The organism is Acinetobacter sp. Swhac1 (genome assembly GCF_013390985.1).
In the GTDB taxonomy this organism is placed as follows: domain Bacteria; phylum Pseudomonadota; class Gammaproteobacteria; order Pseudomonadales; family Moraxellaceae; genus Acinetobacter; species Acinetobacter towneri.
On sequence record NZ_JACASN010000008.1, the window covers coordinates 71755 to 90391 of the forward strand.

At 43.4% G+C, this 18637-nt stretch carries 19 protein-coding genes; 16 read left to right on the plus strand and 3 right to left on the minus strand.

Going from position 1 to position 18637, the window contains the following annotated elements; all coding sequences use genetic code 11:
• Window positions 1-53: 53 nt before the first annotated feature.
• The 7 genes from pilW to der all read left to right on the plus strand — a co-directional run bounded on the left by pilW (window position 54) and on the right by der (window position 7596).
• The gene (pilW, locus tag HX743_RS05850) at window positions 54-842 is read left to right on the plus strand and encodes a type IV pilus biogenesis/stability protein PilW (protein ID WP_371971077.1); all 789 of its coding nucleotides are present in this window, start codon (window positions 54-56) and stop codon (window positions 840-842) included.
• Window positions 833-1642 carry a RodZ domain-containing protein gene (locus HX743_RS05855; protein ID WP_004975098.1) on the plus strand — a complete coding sequence of 270 codons (810 nt, stop codon included), beginning with the start codon at window positions 833-835 and terminating at the stop codon, window positions 1640-1642. The genes pilW and HX743_RS05855 overlap by 10 nt, the downstream gene beginning before the upstream one ends.
• A 22-nt stretch (window positions 1643-1664) precedes the next feature.
• Window positions 1665-2786 (plus strand): flavodoxin-dependent (E)-4-hydroxy-3-methylbut-2-enyl-diphosphate synthase, encoded by a 1122-nt coding sequence (gene ispG / locus HX743_RS05860; protein WP_004975100.1) that lies wholly within the window; start codon window positions 1665-1667, stop codon window positions 2784-2786.
• Between the two features lie 3 nt (window positions 2787-2789).
• The gene (gene hisS / locus HX743_RS05865) at window positions 2790-4085 is read left to right on the plus strand and encodes a histidine--tRNA ligase (RefSeq protein WP_178318746.1); all 1296 of its coding nucleotides are present in this window, start codon (window positions 2790-2792) and stop codon (window positions 4083-4085) included.
• A gap of 30 nt (window positions 4086-4115) precedes the next feature.
• Window positions 4116-4817 (plus strand): tetratricopeptide repeat protein, encoded by a 702-nt coding sequence (locus HX743_RS05870; protein WP_178318747.1) that lies wholly within the window; start codon window positions 4116-4118, stop codon window positions 4815-4817.
• Entirely contained in the window at window positions 4817-5965 is a 1149-nt protein-coding gene (gene bamB, locus HX743_RS05875; RefSeq protein ID WP_178318748.1) for an outer membrane protein assembly factor BamB, read from the plus strand. Before HX743_RS05870 ends, bamB begins: the two co-directional genes overlap by 1 nt.
• 218 nt (window positions 5966-6183) lie before the next feature.
• Window positions 6184-7596 carry a ribosome biogenesis GTPase Der gene (der, locus tag HX743_RS05880; RefSeq protein ID WP_019836301.1) on the plus strand — a complete coding sequence of 471 codons (1413 nt, stop codon included), beginning with the start codon at window positions 6184-6186 and terminating at the stop codon, window positions 7594-7596.
• Between the two features lie 91 nt (window positions 7597-7687).
• On the opposite strand, the gene HX743_RS05885 is transcribed toward der, so the two are convergent.
• Complete coding sequence (locus tag HX743_RS05885; protein WP_178318749.1) at window positions 7688-8461, minus strand: SDR family oxidoreductase; 774 nt, start codon at window positions 8459-8461, stop codon at window positions 7688-7690.
• 107 nt (window positions 8462-8568) lie between these two features.
• Between HX743_RS05885 and mazG the strand changes: the two genes are divergently transcribed.
• The 9 genes from mazG to yjgA all read left to right on the plus strand — a co-directional run bounded on the left by mazG (window position 8569) and on the right by yjgA (window position 15276).
• The gene (gene mazG, locus HX743_RS05890; RefSeq protein ID WP_178318750.1) at window positions 8569-9330 is read left to right on the plus strand and encodes a nucleoside triphosphate pyrophosphohydrolase; all 762 of its coding nucleotides are present in this window, start codon (window positions 8569-8571) and stop codon (window positions 9328-9330) included.
• A gap of 16 nt (window positions 9331-9346) precedes the next feature.
• Window positions 9347-9814, plus strand: a complete 468-nt coding sequence (locus HX743_RS05895; protein ID WP_019836304.1) for a ComEA family DNA-binding protein — start codon at window positions 9347-9349, stop codon at window positions 9812-9814.
• Window positions 9815-9943: 129 nt separating this feature from the next.
• Window positions 9944-11407 carry a polynucleotide adenylyltransferase PcnB gene (gene pcnB, locus HX743_RS05900; RefSeq protein WP_178318751.1) on the plus strand — a complete coding sequence of 488 codons (1464 nt, stop codon included), beginning with the start codon at window positions 9944-9946 and terminating at the stop codon, window positions 11405-11407.
• On the plus strand, window positions 11404-11892 hold the full coding sequence (gene folK, locus HX743_RS05905) for a 2-amino-4-hydroxy-6-hydroxymethyldihydropteridine diphosphokinase (RefSeq protein WP_178318752.1): 489 nt from the start codon (window positions 11404-11406) through the stop codon (window positions 11890-11892). Before pcnB ends, folK begins: the two co-directional genes overlap by 4 nt.
• 49 nt (window positions 11893-11941) lie before the next feature.
• Complete coding sequence (gene panB, locus HX743_RS05910; protein WP_178318753.1) at window positions 11942-12751, plus strand: 3-methyl-2-oxobutanoate hydroxymethyltransferase; 810 nt, start codon at window positions 11942-11944, stop codon at window positions 12749-12751.
• A 1-nt stretch (window position 12752) separates the two neighbouring features.
• Entirely contained in the window at window positions 12753-13598 is an 846-nt protein-coding gene (gene panC, locus HX743_RS05915; protein ID WP_019836308.1) for a pantoate--beta-alanine ligase, read from the plus strand.
• Window positions 13599-13622: 24 nt separating this feature from the next.
• Entirely contained in the window at window positions 13623-14474 is an 852-nt protein-coding gene (gene rapZ, locus HX743_RS05920) for an RNase adapter RapZ (protein ID WP_178318754.1), read from the plus strand.
• Window positions 14471-14740, plus strand: a complete 270-nt coding sequence (locus tag HX743_RS05925; protein WP_026438354.1) for an HPr family phosphocarrier protein — start codon at window positions 14471-14473, stop codon at window positions 14738-14740. The genes rapZ and HX743_RS05925 overlap by 4 nt, the downstream gene beginning before the upstream one ends.
• Before the next feature lie 2 nt (window positions 14741-14742).
• Window positions 14743-15276 carry a ribosome biogenesis factor YjgA gene (gene yjgA / locus HX743_RS05930; protein WP_178318755.1) on the plus strand — a complete coding sequence of 178 codons (534 nt, stop codon included), beginning with the start codon at window positions 14743-14745 and terminating at the stop codon, window positions 15274-15276.
• A gap of 109 nt (window positions 15277-15385) precedes the next feature.
• Here the strand turns inward: yjgA and HX743_RS05935 are convergent, their stop codons facing one another.
• Window positions 15386-17032: an acyl-CoA synthetase gene (locus HX743_RS05935; protein ID WP_104852462.1), complete on the minus strand. Its 1647-nt coding sequence runs from the start codon at window positions 17030-17032 to the stop codon at window positions 15386-15388.
• A 468-nt stretch (window positions 17033-17500) separates the two neighbouring features.
• A complete protein-coding gene (locus HX743_RS05940) occupies window positions 17501-18529 on the minus strand; it encodes an AraC family transcriptional regulator (protein WP_004975134.1) in 1029 nt (342 codons plus the stop codon).
• Between the last annotated feature and the right edge of the window lie 108 nt (window positions 18530-18637).

The window sequence follows — 18637 nt, forward strand, 5'->3', positions numbered from 1 at the left end:
TGCATCGAACGAAGACGCAAAGGGGATGTCCATTGAATAAGCCTGTATTTAAAATCGCACAAATTACAACTGTTTGTATTTCGGCAATTTTTGCTGCAGCTTGTCAAACCACAGCTCCAACCTTAGGGCAAAAAGACCCTGAAAAAGCGGTGCAAGTACGTACGCAGTTGGCAGCAGAATACTTAAAAAATGGCGATTTAGACTCAGCCAAACGCGCACTTGATCAAGCTTTGGAAAGCGATTCACGTGATTCCACCGCTAATATGATGATGGGCGTGTTGCTGCAACAAGAAGGCAGCAAGCTGAATTTAGAAAAAGCCGATGCGTATTTTAAGCGTGCCATTGCCGCTGACCCAAAAAATGCACAAGCGCGTAACAACTATGGTACGTATTTATATCAAGTAGAACGCTATAATGATGCGATTGAGCAGCTCAGTATTGCAGGTGCAACACTGGGTTATGATCAACGCTTTAGAGCATTGGAAAATGTAGGTCGTATTTACTTGAAATTAGGCGATATAGAGAATGCCGAAAAGTCATTCAAACAAGCCTTGCAAGCCAATCGCGATTCTTATGTTTCAATGTTAGAGTTGTCGGAAATTTTATATTTAAGACAACAATTTGCACCCGCGCGACAATTGTATGAACAATTTGTACGTGCTGTGGGGCAAAAAAATCAGGGTGCGCGTGCCTTATGGATTGGGATTCGTTTAGCACGTGCCAATGGCGATCAATTGGGAACTCAGGTTTTAGTGAACCAGCTGCGTGCATTATTTCCCAATAGCCAAGAATACCAACGTTATTTGCAATTACAGTACAGTACTGAGGCCGTATGGAAGTAAATCCTAATTCACCGCAACCCACACAGGGGACAACGCCTGTACCCCATGCATTAGGAAATGTTCAACGTCCAGGTGAGTACCTTCGTCAAATTCGCGTCAATCAAAAACGCGAACTGGATGATGTTTCAAAAGATTTGAAAATTCCATTAAAAACGCTGATGGCGCTAGAGCAAGACGAATATACCGCTTTGCCTGAAGCGACCTTTATTAAAGGTTATTATCGTACCTATGCCAAATATTTACAGGTCGATGCTTCAGCCATTATTCAGCGTTTTGATGAAATTTATGCCAACGATACAGGGTTGTTGCCAAATCACGCCTTGAACAATTCACCCATCAAAATTATGGGAAAACTGCCAGGCTCTAACCGCGATCGCAATAAAAAGTGGCTCACACGTATCGCTGTGATTGTGGCGGTATTGCTGTTGTTGTGGGCATTGGTCGCGCTAATTCAAAACTGGATGTCGTCTGGTCAAGAGGGTGCAGAACCTGAAATTGCAGTACTGCAATCCGATGTGCAAATCATTTCTGACAATGCGACAGGCAGCACACCTGCACTTGCTTCGGGCGATCAGCTGAATTTGCAATTTGCTCGTCCAACTTCAGTGCATATTGTTGACTCTGCTGGCAATGTTTTAGCGACAGGACGTCAAGCCTCTACTTTAAATTTACAAGGCGAAGCCCCATTTCAAATTCGCTTAGATGATGCGACTGCTGTGTCATTAAGTTTGAACAATGAGTCGATTTCATTATCGCCATATACTGTGAACGGAAAAGCAGAATTCCGTTTATCTCGATAATGCAGCAAGGTAGAGCGATATCATGATTGTAAATCCAATTCAACGCCGTCCGACCCGTAAAATCCGTGTGGGTTCTGTCTATGTGGGTGGTGATGCGCCCATCAGCATCCAAAGTATGACCAATACAGAAACCTGTGATGTTGCTGCAACTGTGGCGCAAATTCAGCGTTGTGTAGATGCGGGCGTAGACATCATGCGTGTTTCTGTACCAACCATGGAAGCCGCAGCTGCATTTGGTGAAATTCGTAAGCAAGTATCTGTGCCGTTGGTGGCAGACATTCACTTTGACTATAAAATTGCATTGGCAGTTGCCGATGCAGGTGCAGACTGTTTGCGGATTAACCCAGGTAATATTGGTTCGGAAGCCAAGATTCGTGAAGTGGTGGCTGCTGCCAAACATCATGATATTTCTATGCGAATTGGTGTGAATGCAGGATCGCTAGAAAAAGATATTCAGAAAAAATATGGCGAGCCGACAGGCGCAGCATTGCTAGAATCTGCCATGCGTCATATTGATATTTTAGACCGTCTAGATTTTCAGGAATTTAAAGTTTCAGTCAAAGCATCGAATGTGTTTTTAACCATGGATGCTTACCGTTTGTTATCACAACAAATTGATAATCCATTACATTTGGGCGTAACTGAAGCAGGTATTTACCGTACAGGTACCGTAAAATCTGCAATTGCTTTGGGCGGTCTGCTCATGGAAGGCATTGGCGATACCATGCGTATTTCACTTGCGGCAGAACCTGAAGATGAAGTTAAAATCGGTTTTGATATTCTAAAATCTTTAGGTTTACGCTCTAACGGGATTAACTTTATTGCCTGCCCAAGCTGTTCACGTCAGGAATTTAACGTCATTTCTGTAATGCAGGCATTGGAGGAGCGTTTGGAAGATATTCGTACTCCAATGGATGTATCGGTCATTGGTTGTAAAGTGAATGGCCCGGGCGAAGCTAAAGAAGCTGATATTGGTGTGGTGGGCGCAAGTCCGCGTTCATTGGTTTATCGTAATGGTGAAAAGAGCCATTTAATTGATACCAATCAACTCGTTGATGAAATCGAAAGCATGGTTCGTCAGCGTGTTACAGAGCTTGAACAAGCTAAATCTAAAGAGATTATTCGTACAAATTTTTCTGAGTAAGTCATGAGTTCAATTGTTGCAATTAAAGGTTTTAATGACATTCTTCCAACGCAAACACCTGCGTGGAGACGTCTAGAGCAACATTTAGCATCTTTAATGGATGCTTATGGTTATCAACAAATTCGTTTGCCAATGGTTGAGCAAACCAATTTGTTTAAGCGTTCAATTGGTGATGCGACCGATATTGTTGAAAAAGAAATGTACACATTCTTAGACAAGGGTAATCCGCCAGAGTCTTTGACTTTGCGTCCTGAAGGTACTGCGGGCTGTGTACGTGCCATGTTAGAGCACAATTTACTACGTGGCGCGACCCCGCGTGTGTGGTATATCGGCCCGATGTTCCGCTATGAAAAGCCGCAAAAAGGCCGTTACCGCCAATTTCATCAGTTTGGTGTAGAAACCTTTGGGGTTGCAACGCCAGACATGGATGCCGAACTGATTTTAATGACCGCACGGTTATGGAAGCGCATGGGCGTTGCCGATAAAGTTCGCTTAGAGTTGAATACTTTGGGTGAGTCGGATGAGCGTGCTGCGTATCGTGCTGCTTTGGTTGAGTTTTTAGAAGCTCACAAGGCCGATTTAGATGAAGATTCTCAGCGTCGTTTAAGTACTAATCCACTGCGTATTTTGGACTCTAAAGATGCTAAAACACAAAGCATCTTAGAAAATGCACCGAAATTACATGATTTTATGGGTGAAGATACCCTAAATCACTTTGCCCAGTTACAGCAATATTTAACAGATGCAGGCATTGATTTTGTAATTAATCAAAAATTGGTACGTGGTCTAGATTATTACAATAAAACCGTTTTTGAATGGACAACCACGCATTTAGGTTCGCAAGGCACAGTTTGTGCAGGCGGGCGCTATGATGGTTTGGTTGGGCAGTTGAAGGGTAAGGCAGATCAGTCCGTACCTGCCGTGGGCTTCGCCATGGGCATTGAGCGTTTATTGTTGTTGCTTGAGCAAGTCGAAGACAATACGCCTGTACGTGATTGTGAAGTATTCTTGTTGGCAGATCCAACAACTCAAGGCAAGGCGTTGGTTTTAGCTGAGCAAATTCGTGACCAATTCGAACAAGCGGGCAGCCAGATTCGCTTAAAAGTTGGTTCACAAGGCTCAATGAAAAGCCAAATGAAAAAAGCCGATCAATCAGGTGCAATCTATGCCTTGATTTTTGGTGAGCGCGAAGCGGAAGCACAGCAATTTGCAGTGAAAACCTTGGCAACTGCTGAGCAAACGACTGTTGCAGTGACCAAAATTGCGCCTTTCATCATTGAAAAATTTTCTTCACAATAAGCCAAATAACATAAGGAAAAGGGTAATCCAATGAGCGCATTGAGTGATGACGAACAACTTGATAGTTTAAAATCGTTTGCGAAAAAATATGGTTCAGCCATGATTAGCGGGATTTTAATTGCGTTGATTGCCTTTTTCGGATGGCAATATTGGCAGAAAAAAACCTTGGCAGAGCAGCAAATGAATACTGCGAAAGTGCAACAATTGATGGATGATGCACGTACAGCAGAAGGCAATCCAGATGCCTTTAGTCAATTGTCTGCCACTGCCGATAAAATTGTGAAAGAAGCCCCCGATTCTGCGCAAGCTATTCAAACCCAATTCTTAATGGCTAAACTCGCTTACGATCAGCAAGATTTTGCTGCTGCAGAAAAAGCTTTAAAGAAAGTTGAAAACTCTAAAGTGAAAGACCAAGGCTTAGTGCAATTGGTTAAGTTGCGTTTGGCTTATGCACAGTTGGCGCAAAAGAAATACGATGAAGCCATTCAAAGTTTGGCAGCGGTGACTGATCCTGCATTTAAAGCGACTGCAGATGAAGCGCGTGGCGATGTTTATGTCGCGAAAAATGACCGTGAAAATGCTAAAAAAGCGTATCAAAGTGCGTGGGATACTTTGGTGGAACGTAAGCAAGAACGTCAAATTTTACAAATAAAACTCGAAAGTGTTGGTGTTTTGGTGGATGATCCTGAAATTGAACGCCCAGTATTAGACACACAAGTGGATGAGAGCTAATGAATAGAAAGTATAAAATACCGTTTGCACTGACCGTTTTAACCCTTGCTTTGGCGGGGTGTTCCACCAATAAAATTAAAGTTGCAGAAGTTAAGCCCAATCCACTGCCAAAACTTGAGCAAGCACAAAGTCTAGTTCCTGTGTTTTCACAAAGCGTTGCATCGACTACAGCAGCCGATCCATTGCGCCTGCAATTGGATGCTGAAAACGGTGTAATTTATACTGTTGATCCTAAAGGTGAGATGGCTGCCTATCAAGGCAAGCAGCGACTTTGGCAAAAACAAGTGTCTAAGCAAGGCTTAACTGCAGGTGTCAATGCTGCTGATGGCATTGTGGTTGCAGGAAACAGTAAAGGACAATTGTTTGCTTTAGATCAGCAAACAGGTGAGCAAAAGTGGGTTGCACAGTTAACAGGTGCAATTCTTGCGCCATCGTTAATTCAGGCGGGTCGTGTGGTGACTGTAAGTAATGACGGCACGGTATATGCACACAATGCCGAAACAGGTCAGTTGGTGTGGACTTACAACTTGCCAAACGTGCAATTTAGTTTGCGTGGTATGGCTGCACCTGTGGCGCTCGATTCACGTACTGTACTGATTGCTTCTGCAAATGCCTATGTCTATGCACTGGATATTGTTACAGGCGTACCACGTATGCAGCGCCGCGTTGCCATTAGTGAAGGCCGTTCAGACATTCAACGCTTAAATGACATTGATGGTGACCCTGTGGTTGCAGGTCAATTCTTGGTGACGACAAGCTACCAAGGTCAGGTCACTGTATTGGATTTGGCTTCACAACAAGTGATTTGGAGTGAAGATGCAAGTAGTACCAAACGCCCAGAAGTCGCGGGGAATGGTGTATTTGTCAGCACTGCAGATGGCAAAATTGCAGCTTATGAAATCACATCTGGGCAAGCACTTTGGGAAAATGACAGTTTACTGAACCGTCGTTTATCTAATCCTGTATTGTTTGGAAAATATTTGGTGGTCGGTGATTTAGATGGTGTCTTACATCTCATTGATCCAAGCTCAGGGCAACTGGTTGGACGTTCAAAAACCAATGGCGAAGTCCGTTCTTTGCGTGTAATAGACAATCAACTCTATGTCGCAACGCAAAAGGGCGCATTAAGCGTTTGGCAGAACCGCTAATTTTGTTCTGACTTTTATGCTAAAATAGTTGTCCGTATTTTTACGCGGGGTAATTGAATCATCAATGCCCCGTGTTTTTATTTAATAGGGTGGTCGATGTTCTCTTTGTCGTTTGCGTGGTCGCAACGCTGAATCCAACATCCATACTCTGTTCTTTCTTCCACAGTTTCGGATGTACAGACCATTGAAACTGACTGATCTTGAATAAAGGTTAATCTATGAAACCCGTAATTGCGCTCATTGGTCGTCCGAATGTCGGAAAATCAACGCTGTTTAACCAGATTACCAAGAGCCGTGATGCACTTGTTGCCGACTTTGCAGGTCTGACACGTGACCGCAAATATGGTGATGCAAGCTATCAAAATAAATCTTTCATTGTGGTCGATACCGGCGGTATTGGCGAAAGTGAAGGTGGCATCGACTCTTATATGGCTGAACAATCTAAAACAGCCATCCACGAAGCCGATATCATCATTTTTGTGGTCGATGCACGTGCAGGCTTGTTAGCATCGGATGAGCAAATTGCGCGTGAATTGCGTACTTTGGGCAAAAAAGTATTCTTGGTGGCGAACAAAGTAGATGGCGTACATGCCGAAGCCGCTTTGGTTGAATTCTTTAAATTGGGAATGGGGGAGCCATTGCAAGTGGCTGCTAGTCATGGTCGAGGCGTTCAGCAAATGCTGGAAGACGTTTTGGCAGATGTTCCTGAAGATGAAAATCCAGATGCACATGATCAAGATACAGGTTTGCGTTTAGCCATTATTGGACGTCCAAACGTGGGTAAATCGACACTAGTTAACCGTTTATTGGGCGAAGAACGTGTGGTGGCATACGATCAGCCAGGAACGACCCGTGACTCTGTCTATATTCCGTTTGAGCGCAATGAACGTAAATACACCTTGATTGATACTGCAGGTGTGCGTCGTAAAGGTAAGGTCGATGAAATGATCGAGAAGTTCTCGATTGTGAAAACCTTGCAAGCCATGAAAGATGCACACGTGGTGGTGATTGTGGTGGATGCACGTGATGGCATTGTCGAGCAAGATTTGCACTTAATTGGTTACGCGCTTGAAGCAGGGCGTGCCATGGTGATTGCGATTAACAAATGGGACAATATGTCCGAATATGATCGCAAACAATGTAAATTAGATGTTGAGCGTCGTTTTGACTTTATTCCATGGGCAAAAATTCACCTAATTTCTGCCTTGCATGGTACAGGTGTGGGCGATTTATATCCTTCTATTCACCGTGCTTATGAATCATCGCACTTAAAAGTGTCACCTGCGAAACTGACCCAGATTTTGAATGATGCAACAGATGCACACCATCCACCTAAGGTTCAAGGTCGTGCCATCAAAATGCGTTATGCACACATGGGTGGACAGAACCCGCCAACCATCGTGATTCATGGGAATAAGGTCGATAAAACCCCTGCAGATTACCGCCGCTATTTAGAAAATGTGTTCCGTAAAGTCTATAAGCTAGAAGGCACACCTGTAAAAATTGAATTTAAAACCTCTGAAAACCCATTTGAAGGACGTAAGTCACAAGTAGATGAGCGCACAGCGGCACGTCGTCGTCGTTATGTGCAGAAGTTTAAGAAAGCCGAGAAGAAGTTTAAGCGAGGTTAAGGCTTAAACTTTGATGAGTTTGATAAAAAATCCCGAATGTGAATTCGGGATTTTTTTTGAGCGACTTAATTTAAATATGATAGATGTAGAATTAATGCCGCTTCGCTAACAAGCTATTCGACAAACGATTTAACCATTGCGGGCTAATACTTGAAAGTTGCATCAGGGTTTTGGCTTTTAAACCGACTGCACGATGCGTATTGGTCAGAATCGAATCTTTAACCGTCGCTTGTTGATATACCACCTGAGCAACATCTTCTGTTGATAAATGCACACCCATGTTTTGAATGGTGGCTGCATCCATATCTTTAACCATTGCGGTTTGTACAAATAGCGGCATGACATCTAAGACCCGAATGCCGTATTTTTGCCACTCTATATCTAAACCTTCCGTAATGCCACGCACTGCAAACTTGGAAGCAGAATAAGAAATTAAATCGGCTTGTCCATAAATCGCAGATGCAGAAGATAGGTTAATCACCCGCGCAAAACTGGCTTGTTTTAAATAAGGCAAAGCCGCATGACAGCCGTTCAACACACCATTTACATTCACCGCCATAGTTCGATGATGCGCTTCTATGGGCGTGTCTTCGAAAGCACCTGAGTAGAGGATTCCAGCATTATGCACCAAAATATTCAATTCACCTGCCCATTGGAGAAAATCAGATAATGCAGCTTGCCAACTGGCATAGTCCGCCACATCAAGTAAACCTGCATGTGCACGCTCACCCAATTGGTCTGCCAATTGCTGCGCTTGTGCGAGATGAATATCATAAATACCAACACGGTAACCTTGTTGATAAAACAATTGTGCGATTGCCGCACCAATGCCTTGTGCAGCGCCACTAATCAAGATACTGTGCATTTGAACTTGCTCCCTGATCTTATTTTTGTTGTGCATATCGTCTTTGCTGTCTGAGCATAACAAAAAATAGCTACATTCGTGCAATAAATTGAAATAAGGAACAACCCATGCAGCAATTGCTTTCAATCATGCAACAGTTACGTCAACAATGCCCGTGGGATCAAAAACAAACCCCAGAAAGTTTGACTCAATATGCGATTGAAGAAGCGTATGAAGTTGAAGCGGCGGTACGCTCAGGCAAGGTGGATGATGTACGTGATGAGCTAGGTGATTTGTTGTTGCAAGTGGTGTTTCAGGCACAAATGTATAGCGAGCAAGGTGCATTTAATTTTCAGGATGTGGTGCAAGCCATTTGCGATAAATTGATCCGTCGGCATCCGCATGTGTTTCAGGCTGAGCAGTTTGCGAAGCTCAGCGCAGAAGATTTGGCTGCCTTATGGAAAACCATCAAACAACAAGAAAAACAGGGTAAAGCAAAGTCCCGTTTAGATGAAGTGAAACACGCACCCGCCTTGGTGCAAGCACAGCAAATTCAACAGCATGCGGCACAATTGGCCTTTGATTTTCATACTGTGCAAGATGCTTTTGGTAAGTTAGAAGAAGAATTGCAAGAATTACAACAGGCGATTCAGCAGCAACAATCCGACGAAATACGGGATGAATTTGGTGATTGTTTGTTTTCTTTAATCAATGTTGGGCGTAAACTTGGCGTGTCCAGTGAGATGGCATTATTGGGTACGATTCATAAATTTAGAACACGCTTTGCTTTCATTGAAGATCAGGCCAAATTACAACAAAAAACAATAGAAGATATGACTTTAGAAGAAATGGATCAACTTTGGGAGCAGGCAAAACAACAATTAAAATGACAGGTTTTGCGGCAACATGAATATATCGCAGCAGTTAAAAGCATCTTTTCGCTTTTTTTCTTTCGGATGGCAGTGCTGGCTTGCATTGCTGTTATGCATTATCAGCGCATGGAGTGCAGCACAAAATGTGCAGTCCAGGCCTGCTCAGGTGAATGGTCACAGCTATGATCAAAATTATTTAAAATGGAAAGCGCAGCAAACCGCGCAAGATCAGCGTTTAAGCGCGACTCAAGCCACATCATCAACCACCGAACATTATTTAGCGCGTCCTACTCAGCAAAGTGCGCATTCAAATCAGGTGCGTTTAAATAGTGCTTCACTAGAACAATTGCAGCAATTGTCTGGGGTGGGTATGAAAAAAGCACAAGCGATTGTGGAATACCGAAAACAAAATGGAAAATTTCAAAGTATTGAAGAACTTCAGCAAGTCAAAGGGATTGGACCTGCCTTATTTGCCAAGAATAAGCATAAGTTGGCATTGTAGCTGCAAGCAGAATTTTAGCACTGCACATTGCAAAATTAGCGTGTGAATCAAATTGCCCTTTGATTGTGTTAGGGATATGATTAGCAACATCTTATCTGTTTTACGTTCAGACGTAGGAGACAGCGTCTTTTGCAAACTTTGCGCGCGTCAAAATGTGGTTTATCTACCGCTCAATTACCTTCTTCCATTTTAGATGTTCTAGATGCTTTAACCAAAGCAGGCTATGAAGCCTATATCGTCGGTGGTGGAGTTCGTGACTTAATGTTAGGGCTAAATCCGAAGGATTTTGATGCCGTAACCAATGCCACACCCTCACAAGTGAAAGAAGTTTTCGGACGACGTTGCCGAATTATAGGACGACGTTTTGAGCTGGCGCATGTCTATGTAGGGCGTGAACTGATTGAGGTGGCCACTTTCCGTGCGCCACCGAAAAAAGCTGTGACGTCTGCGGCGGGGATGATTCTGCGCGATAATAACTGGGGCACAATCGAGCAAGATTCTGCCCGTCGTGACTTTTCAATCAATGCGTTGTATTACCAGCCACGTAAAGGCATCGTGCTCGATTTTTGCAATGCGGTAGATGATATTAAGCACAGAAACTTGCGCTTATTGGGCGATCCAACCATACGTTTTGAAGAAGACCCAGTGCGTATGCTGCGTACTTTGCGTTTTGCTGCTAAATTAAATTTCAATATTGATCCAAAAATTCTTAAAATTTTTACGCCTGAAATGACGCAGTTATTGCGTGATGTTTCGCCACACCGTTTATATGATGAGTCGCAAAAACTCTTTACGATGGGACATTTAAACAAAGTCCTGCCGATGTTGATTGAGTTTGGTATTTGGCGTCAGTTATTTGCTGATATCAAACCAGACATCAACTCATTTATTGAACGTGCAGCAAAAAATACCGATCAACGGATTGCGATTGGTAAAACCATCAACCCTGCATTTTTCTATGCGGTGCTGTTGTGGCAACCATTTTTAGAGCGTTGTGACTTTTATCTGTCTAAAGGTGTAGTGGCCGCCGAAGCGCGAGCACAAGCTGGTTTAGATGTACTAAAACGTCAGGCGACACGTACCATTATTCCGCGCTTTGCTGAAACTTTTATTCGTGAAGTGTGGGAAATGCAAACCCGTTTATTGCAACCGAAACCACAGCAAATTGAAGCATTGTCTGGGCATGCACGTTTCCGTGCAGGATTTGACTTTTTATTACTGCGTGAAAAAGCAGGTGATAGCTCGACTTTAGGGATGGGACAGTGGTGGGATGCCTACCAACTCATGAGCACCGATGAAAAAGAACGTGCGATTGCTCAATACAATCGACTACGAGCCAAGAGCCGCCGTAAAACAGCGCAAGAGCCTGTTGATGTGACACCAGCAACACATGCCACTGATTTAATTGAACCTTTGGTGAATGAGCCTGAGCCTCGTAGTCTTCGGGCCCGTAAAGCCAAACAGTATGAAGAAAATCGAGCACAATTGACTGCTACAGCAAGCAGTTCAGGTATTGGTGCAGATCATCCAATTTTAAAACGTAAACGTGTGCAACGTGATTTAAGCCAAGTGATTTTTGGGCCAACACAATGAGCAACATCACCTATATTGGTTTAGGCAGTAATTTGGGCGATTCGCGTCAAATTTTGACTGAAGCGGTGCAAAAACTGGCAACACTAGGGCAAGTGCAGACATCTAAACTGTATCAAAGCCCACCCATGGGACCGCAAGATCAGCCGAATTATTTGAATGCTGTGGTACGTTTAGATACCGAACTTGAAGCGTTGGCATTGTTAGATGAATTACAGCGTTTTGAACAAGAGTCAGGTCGGGTACGTTTACGCCATTGGGGTGAGCGTACGCTAGATTTAGACTTGTTGATTTATGCTGATGCCAATATTCAAAATGAACGTCTGACTGTACCGCATGTAGGGGTATTAGAACGTGATTTTGTCGTCATCCCGCTGTTAGATTTAGATGCTAACTTAAGTGTCAAAGGACAATTATTAAAACACTCACCATTGCTTGAACATCCGAGCTTAACTGTTGTGGATGCAGGCAATTGGGCAGGGCTATAAAGTTTTAAATTAAGCATGCGTGATGCTTTTTCCATAGAGGAATATTTTCATGATTAGTTTAAGTGACCTCAGAAAATTTAAAGCGGAAGGTCGAAAATTCTCCTGCTTAACTTGCTATGATGCAAGCATGGCGAAAGCAATGGAAATTGCTGAAATTGATACGATTTTAATTGGTGATTCTTTGGGTATGTCTATTCAGGGACGTGACTCAACCTTGCCTGTCAGCGTGGCGGATATGGCTTATCACACTGCGGCGGTGCGTCGTGGTAATCAACACGCTTTTATTTTGACTGACTTACCATTTATGAGTTATGCCACCTTAAATGATGCATTGCAAAGCTCCAAAGAAGTGATGCAGGCGGGTGCGCAAATGGTCAAAATGGAAGGTGGTGCATGGCTCAGTGAAACCGTTGCAACACTGACTTGTAATGGTATTCCTGTCTGTGTGCACTTAGGTTTAACGCCACAATCGGTGCATGTATTTGGGGGTTATAAATTACAGGCACGTACCCGGGAAGCTGCAGACAAACTAATTGCTGACTGTAAAGCTGTTGTAGAAGCTGGTGCGGCGATTCTATTATTAGAATGTGTGCCAGCTCAGCTAGGTCAAGAAATTTCTGCCTTGTTCCCTGAAATTCCAGTAATTGGAATTGGCGCGGGCGCAGACACTGATGGTCAGGTATTGGTGGTGCAAGACATGCTGGGGCTGACTTTTGGTCGTGTCGCAAAATTCGTGCGTAACTTCATGAAAGAACAAGCGGGTGAAAATGCGATTTTAGATGCGTTTAAAGCCTATCATGCTGCAGTTCAAGATGGTTCTTTCCCAGCACGTGAACAAACTTTCCAAGTCGAGTTGTAATATGAAAACTGAAACCACAATTCAAGGCTTAGCGGCTTCATTACAGCCTGCACGCGCTGCACGAAAAACCATTGGTTTTGTTCCGACCATGGGCAATTTGCACGAAGGGCATTTAACCTTAGTGCGCGAAGCGAAAAAAATATGTGATGTGGTGGTGGTCAGTATTTTTGTCAATCCAATTCAATTTGGGCCTAATGAAGATTTTGATAGTTATCCACGAACTTTAGACCAAGACAGTCAATTGTTGGCAGAGGTTGGTTGCGACATTATTTTTGCACCTTCTGTTGAGCAAATGTATGGCAACAAACCACGTTTGACCAATATTTCAGTGAGCGAGATTACGGCAGACTTATGTGGTTTGCAGCGTCCTGGACACTTTGATGGTGTTGCGGTGGTCGTGACCAAATTATTCAATATGGTACAGCCAAACTATGCTTTCTTTGGTGAAAAAGACTATCAACAATTGGCAGTCATTCGCCAGTTTGTACGCGACTTGAATATTCCGCTAGAGGTGATTGGTGTGCCAATTGTTCGTGCGGCAGATGGTTTGGCACTCAGTTCACGCAATGGTTATTTGAGCGCAGAACAGCGTCAAATTGCACCGACAATCTATCAAAGTTTAAAGGCTGCTGCACAAGCATTACAACAAGGTGAAACTTTGTCACAAGTGTTAGCGAATATTAAAGCAACATTGACAGCGGCAGGCTTTGTTGTGGACTATGTAGAGGCGCGTACAACAGAACTGCAGAAAATTGAAGCATTTAGTGAAGATCTGGTGTTGTTCGTTGCGGCAAAATTGGGCAATACACGTTTAATTGATAATTTGCAGGTCAAACATTCTGCATAGCTGGCAATAGAAGGGTTGCATGCCATGAAACGTATTTTGATCGTAACAGGTCAATCGGGTTCAGGAAAATCTTCGGCATTACAAGTGTTGGAAGATTTGGGTTATTACTGTATTGACAATTTACCTTTGGCATTGCTTCCTGAAATTGTGGATAAACTGGATCAGGAAAATAACTTAGAACAGTTGGCATTGGGGGTAGATGTACGCAGTACCCGTGCCGACTTGCAAGAGTTTGATTTGGTATTTGAACAACTGCAAAAGCATGGTTCAGTCGATATTATTTTTCTGACCACGCAAGATCAGGAATTGATTGCCCGTTTTAGCGCATCACGCCGTCCGCATCCACTCTCTAATCGTTTTAAAAGCTTAAATGAATGTATTCAAGAAGAAAAAAACTTGTTGATGCCGATTCAGTTCCGCTCTACGGTTCATATTGATACCACTGACAAAAGTGTGCATGATCTAAAACACGTATTGTTGTCTAAGCTTGGACAAACCGACAATCTTATTGTAATTTTACAATCCTTTGGCTATAAGCACGGAATTCCTTTAGATGCCGATTATGTGTTTGATGTGCGCCATTTGCCTAATCCACATTGGGATTTGGAGCTCAGGAAATATTCAGGCTTAGATGCCCCTGTGCAGGAATTTTTGCAACAAAGTTCACAAACGCATGAAATGTTTCAGGACATTCAGCAGTTTTTAGAAAAATGGTTGCCAGCCTTTGCCGAAGGGCATCGACACTACATTACCATTTCAATTGGCTGTACGGGTGGGCAACACCGTTCCGTTTATATCGTAGATAGACTAAAAAAAGCACTTGAGGCAAAATGGTCTATTCAAGTCTTACACCGAGAAATGAAGCACTGGTCATGATTGACACAACTGTTGACGTAATTAATAAACTAGGTTTACATGCACGGGCATCTGGGAAACTGATTGAAGTGACCACCAAATTTCGTTCGTCAATCCAAATTGGTAAAGGCGACAAATTGGTTGATGCCAAAAATATTATGTCCTTGCTCATGTTAGGTGCAGGCAAGGGAACTACTTTACGCTTGGTGATTGATGGTGCAGATGAAGAAAAAGCTTTATCTGATATTCAAGCACTGTTTGCAGCAAAATTTTACGAGGCAGATTAATCGTGGCACGTCGACCGCAACGTTTTACCGAAGATGACTTTGAATCTTTAGAAGGGCGTGCAAGTAAAACCGAACAGAAAAAAGCCGTACAACGTATGGCCGCGCTTGGCGAACAATTGGCGCAGTTAAGCGCCAAACAAATTCAGAAACTTCCAGTAGAAGAGCGTTTAATTGATGCTTTACTGGAATTGCAAAGCATTACTTCACATGAAGCACGTCGTCGTCAGTGTCAGCGTATTGGTAAATTGTTGCGTAATGAAGATGAAAGCGTAATTTTGTCTTATTTGACACCGCAACAAGGTGCGAAAAAAACCGCACAGTTACAGCGTTGGGTGGAACGAATTATTAAAGACGGCGACCCTGTGATTAATGATTTTGGTAAAACCTATAAAGCGGCTGAACGTCATACACTGCGTCAGCATGTGTTGCGTATCCACCGTGATATGAAACAGGAAGTGTCTGCGGAAGAGCTTGAAGCATCTAAGCTCAAGTTGTTTAACTATGTGCAGCAAGTGGCTTTATTGTCAGAAAGCTAGATTAGCGTACCTTATCTAAGAAGATAGATAGCGTGAGCTGATGATTGCACAAAAAAACGACTCATGACGAGTCGTTTTTATTTGGTCTTAATATAGAGATTTTCAAATTTTAGCCAAACTCACCGACTGAACGCTCTTTGGCCCATTCACGCAGTACAAATTTTTGTAATTTACCTGTCGATGTTTTTGGAATTTCAGTAATCACCACATCCTTTGGTACTTTAAAACGCGCCAAATGTTGACTGCAATAGGCAATAATTTCTTCAGGGCTGACCTGCTTGCCTTCTTTCAGTTCAATAAAGGCACACGGGACTTCCTGCCAACGTGGATCTGGTTTTGCCACCACTGCGGCTGTCAAAACTGCAGGATGTTGATACAGCACCTCCTCCACTTCGAGTGAAGAAATATTTTCACCACCTGAAATAATCACATCTTTAGAGCGGTCAGTAATTTTGGCGTAGCCATCGGGTTGGCAGACAGCTAAATCGCCCGTATGGAACCAGCCACCTGCAAATGCTTCTGCGGTGGCTTCTGGGTTTTTCAAATAACCTTTCATCACGATATTGCCACGGAACATAATTTCGCCCATGGTTTTGCCGTCTTTTGGTACAGGTTGCATGGTTTCTGGGTCTAAAACTTTCATGCCATCTTGCAGCGGATAAGGCACGCCTTGACGCGAATGTAATTGTGCTTGTTCTTGAATGGATAGGTCGCTCCAGCCTGCTTGAGAAGCACACAGCGCAGATGGGCCATAGGTTTCAGTTAAGCCATAAACGTGAGTTACGTTAATGCCAATATTGCGCATACCTTCAATAATTGCTGCTGGCGGTGCAGCACCCGCAACCATCACTTCAACACGGTGATCAAACTGGGTCTTTTTCTCCTCAGGGGTGTTGATGAGCATCGACAAGACAATTGGCGCACCGCAGAAATAATCGACTTTGTGCTCTGCAATTAATTTAAAAATCAGTTCAGGGTCGACTTTACGTAAGCAGATATTGGTGCCACCGTTGGCTGCCATCGTCCATGCAAAGCACCAGCCATTACAGTGGAATAGGGGCAGTGTCCATAGGTAGGTTGCACGTGGGGTCATCCCGCAGGCAATAATATTACTGGCTGCATTAATGTAGGCACCGCGATGATGATAGACCACGCCTTTCGGGTTGCCTGTCGTGCCAGACGTATAGTTCAGGCTAATTGCATCCCATTCATCTTGTGGCAAATGCCATTCAAAATTTGGGTCACCTGCAGCCAGCCAAGTTTCGTATTCAATCTGTCCGATGCTAAGGGCATTGGCAGCATGCTCATATTCTGCATCGTTGACATCAATCACGTAAATTTCATGATTGACCATCGCTAAGGCTTCTTGTGCCAAAGCCGCAAATTCAGGGTCAACCAAAAGCACTTTGGATTCTGCATGATCGAGCATAAACGCCAGTGTTTTGGCATCTAAACGAGTGTTTAGTGTGTTCAGCACTGCACCCGCCATTGGCACAGCAAAGTGTGCTTCTAGCATGGCGGGAACATTCGGAAGCAGCACCGAAACAGTGTCATTTTTGCTGATGCCTAAATTTTGAAGTTGATGTGCAAATTGGCAGCAGCGCAAATAAGTTTCGCGCCAGGTAATTTGACGTGAACCGTGAATAATCGCGTTTTGGTGCGGGTAAATATAAGCTGCCCGTTCTAAGTAACGTAACGGGGACAAGGCGACAAAGTTCGCAGGGGTACGCGGTAATTCATCGTATGCGCTGACCATTGTTATTCTCCATAATATGTGTCGTTATTTTATCCATCAGAGGGTCTGCTGACATTTCATGCATGACTTGCGCTGTAGGCTAAAACTGAGCAGATCAGGCATGAAACGCGGGGAATAGTGGGTCTATTGCCAAGTTTCATAACGCAATCTGGGAAAGTTTTAGCCACAGCCTTTCAGGACGAGCATATTTTTTGCTGTTATTGCGTTATGAGTCAGTCATTTAGAATGCTAAATTTCCAGCCTCATGCCTTATATCAGCTAAAAAATATGCGTTGTCGCAAACATGGATGAATTGTCAACAGACCCTAAAAGATAGGGATTTTATGGCAGCTTTGCAGTTATGCTTTAGTCGAAAATCTGTTGTTTTTGTTTTGAATCGCTTGTAAGTACATTTAAAAAATAGTTTAAGTAAAATTTAGCAGCTATTTTTTATTCAATAAAAATAGTAGCTTATTGGAAAATATTAACTTATTCTGTCATTTGGCTTTTATAGAGTGATGGGCTGAGACCTGTCCAACGCTTAAATGCACGTCGAAATTCGCGTAATTCACTAAAGCCAAGTTGTTGGCTAATTTCAGTCATGCTCAAAGGCTGTTGTAGCAGTTGTTTAGCTTTATTTTCCAAAACGTGTTGGCGCAGGTTTTGGAAGTTGCAGCCTTCGGCAAGTAATTGTCTGCGTAAATGTCTTTCGCTCATTTGAAAATGTTGTGCCGCTTGGTGCATATCAAAGTGCTGAGGTAAATGCTGTTCGATTAGATAACTCAACACGTGTGCATATTGCTGTTGATTAATCGCCTGCATATCCTGATACGCTTGTTGGCAGACACGCAGGGCGGTGCTGTAATTGGCGGCACTAGAGGTTTTAATTTGGCGTCCTAAAATCTCTGGTCGGAACACCAAAGCATTCATGTATGATGAAAAGTGCAGAGGACATTGATAATGCACCTGATAAGCCTCTAAATAGTCGGGTTGGGCAAAACTAAAATGCACTTCGACCAAATCTTGATGATTGCCAAGCATGACGTCTAAGCAGCTAACAATACTGGAGAGGACTTCATCGCAAAAAAAGCGCAGTAAGTTCCCCGTGGGATAACGCTCTTTCATCACCAGTGTAGGAGAGGTCGAGGAAAAATCGTACTCCAAATCCATCACACTGCCTGAAATGGGATGGTACTGCAGTCCTGTCTGTAAGGCTTCTACAACATTTTGACTGGACACCATGGCAAAACCGAGCATGCCCATGGAAATCAGCCCCTTGTCACGTCCAATTTCTAAGCCTAAATGTGCACATTGAGTGTCTTGCAGGGCGCGTGTCACCACTTTGCAAATATCTTGAAATGAAACAAAACCATTGCCTTGGACGATTTGATCAAGATCTTGAGAAATTCCCTGAAACCATGGTTGATAGGGGATCTGTTGTTCTTTGGCGTAATGAATCAGACCTGACAATAAGGCAGGCGGCACGTGCTGCAGCAAGTAGTTTGAAGTTGCTGACATAAGTCCGATTATCCCCCCATGCCATTGTCGCTTTGACCCTTATTTGCCGTGATGCAATTTTGTTTAATGGCGTTGATCAGCGTCATGACTGATTGTATAGATGAAAAG

What these genes read in the sequence shown, in the direction of transcription:
- HX743_RS05870 (WP_178318747.1), top strand. Translation starts at nt 4,116, where the DNA reads ATGAGCGCATTGAGTGATGACGAACAACTTGATAGTTTAAAATCGTTT.
- HX743_RS05885 (WP_178318749.1), bottom strand. Translation starts at nt 8,461, where the DNA reads ATGCACAGTATCTTGATTAGTGGCGCTGCACAAGGCATTGGTGCGGCA.
- rapZ (WP_178318754.1), top strand. Translation starts at nt 13,623, where the DNA reads ATGAAACGTATTTTGATCGTAACAGGTCAATCGGGTTCAGGAAAATCT.
- hisS (WP_178318746.1), top strand. Translation starts at nt 2,790, where the DNA reads ATGAGTTCAATTGTTGCAATTAAAGGTTTTAATGACATTCTTCCAACG.
- HX743_RS05855 (WP_004975098.1), top strand. Translation starts at nt 833, where the DNA reads ATGGAAGTAAATCCTAATTCACCGCAACCCACACAGGGGACAACGCCT.
- panB (WP_178318753.1), top strand. Translation starts at nt 11,942, where the DNA reads ATGATTAGTTTAAGTGACCTCAGAAAATTTAAAGCGGAAGGTCGAAAA.
- mazG (WP_178318750.1), top strand. Translation starts at nt 8,569, where the DNA reads ATGCAGCAATTGCTTTCAATCATGCAACAGTTACGTCAACAATGCCCG.
- HX743_RS05895 (WP_019836304.1), top strand. Translation starts at nt 9,347, where the DNA reads ATGAATATATCGCAGCAGTTAAAAGCATCTTTTCGCTTTTTTTCTTTC.
- folK (WP_178318752.1), top strand. Translation starts at nt 11,404, where the DNA reads ATGAGCAACATCACCTATATTGGTTTAGGCAGTAATTTGGGCGATTCG.
- bamB (WP_178318748.1), top strand. Translation starts at nt 4,817, where the DNA reads ATGAATAGAAAGTATAAAATACCGTTTGCACTGACCGTTTTAACCCTT.
- panC (WP_019836308.1), top strand. Translation starts at nt 12,753, where the DNA reads ATGAAAACTGAAACCACAATTCAAGGCTTAGCGGCTTCATTACAGCCT.
- HX743_RS05935 (WP_104852462.1), bottom strand. Translation starts at nt 17,032, where the DNA reads ATGGTCAGCGCATACGATGAATTACCGCGTACCCCTGCGAACTTTGTC.
- der (WP_019836301.1), top strand. Translation starts at nt 6,184, where the DNA reads ATGAAACCCGTAATTGCGCTCATTGGTCGTCCGAATGTCGGAAAATCA.
- ispG (WP_004975100.1), top strand. Translation starts at nt 1,665, where the DNA reads ATGATTGTAAATCCAATTCAACGCCGTCCGACCCGTAAAATCCGTGTG.
- HX743_RS05940 (WP_004975134.1), bottom strand. Translation starts at nt 18,529, where the DNA reads ATGTCAGCAACTTCAAACTACTTGCTGCAGCACGTGCCGCCTGCCTTA.
- HX743_RS05925 (WP_026438354.1), top strand. Translation starts at nt 14,471, where the DNA reads ATGATTGACACAACTGTTGACGTAATTAATAAACTAGGTTTACATGCA.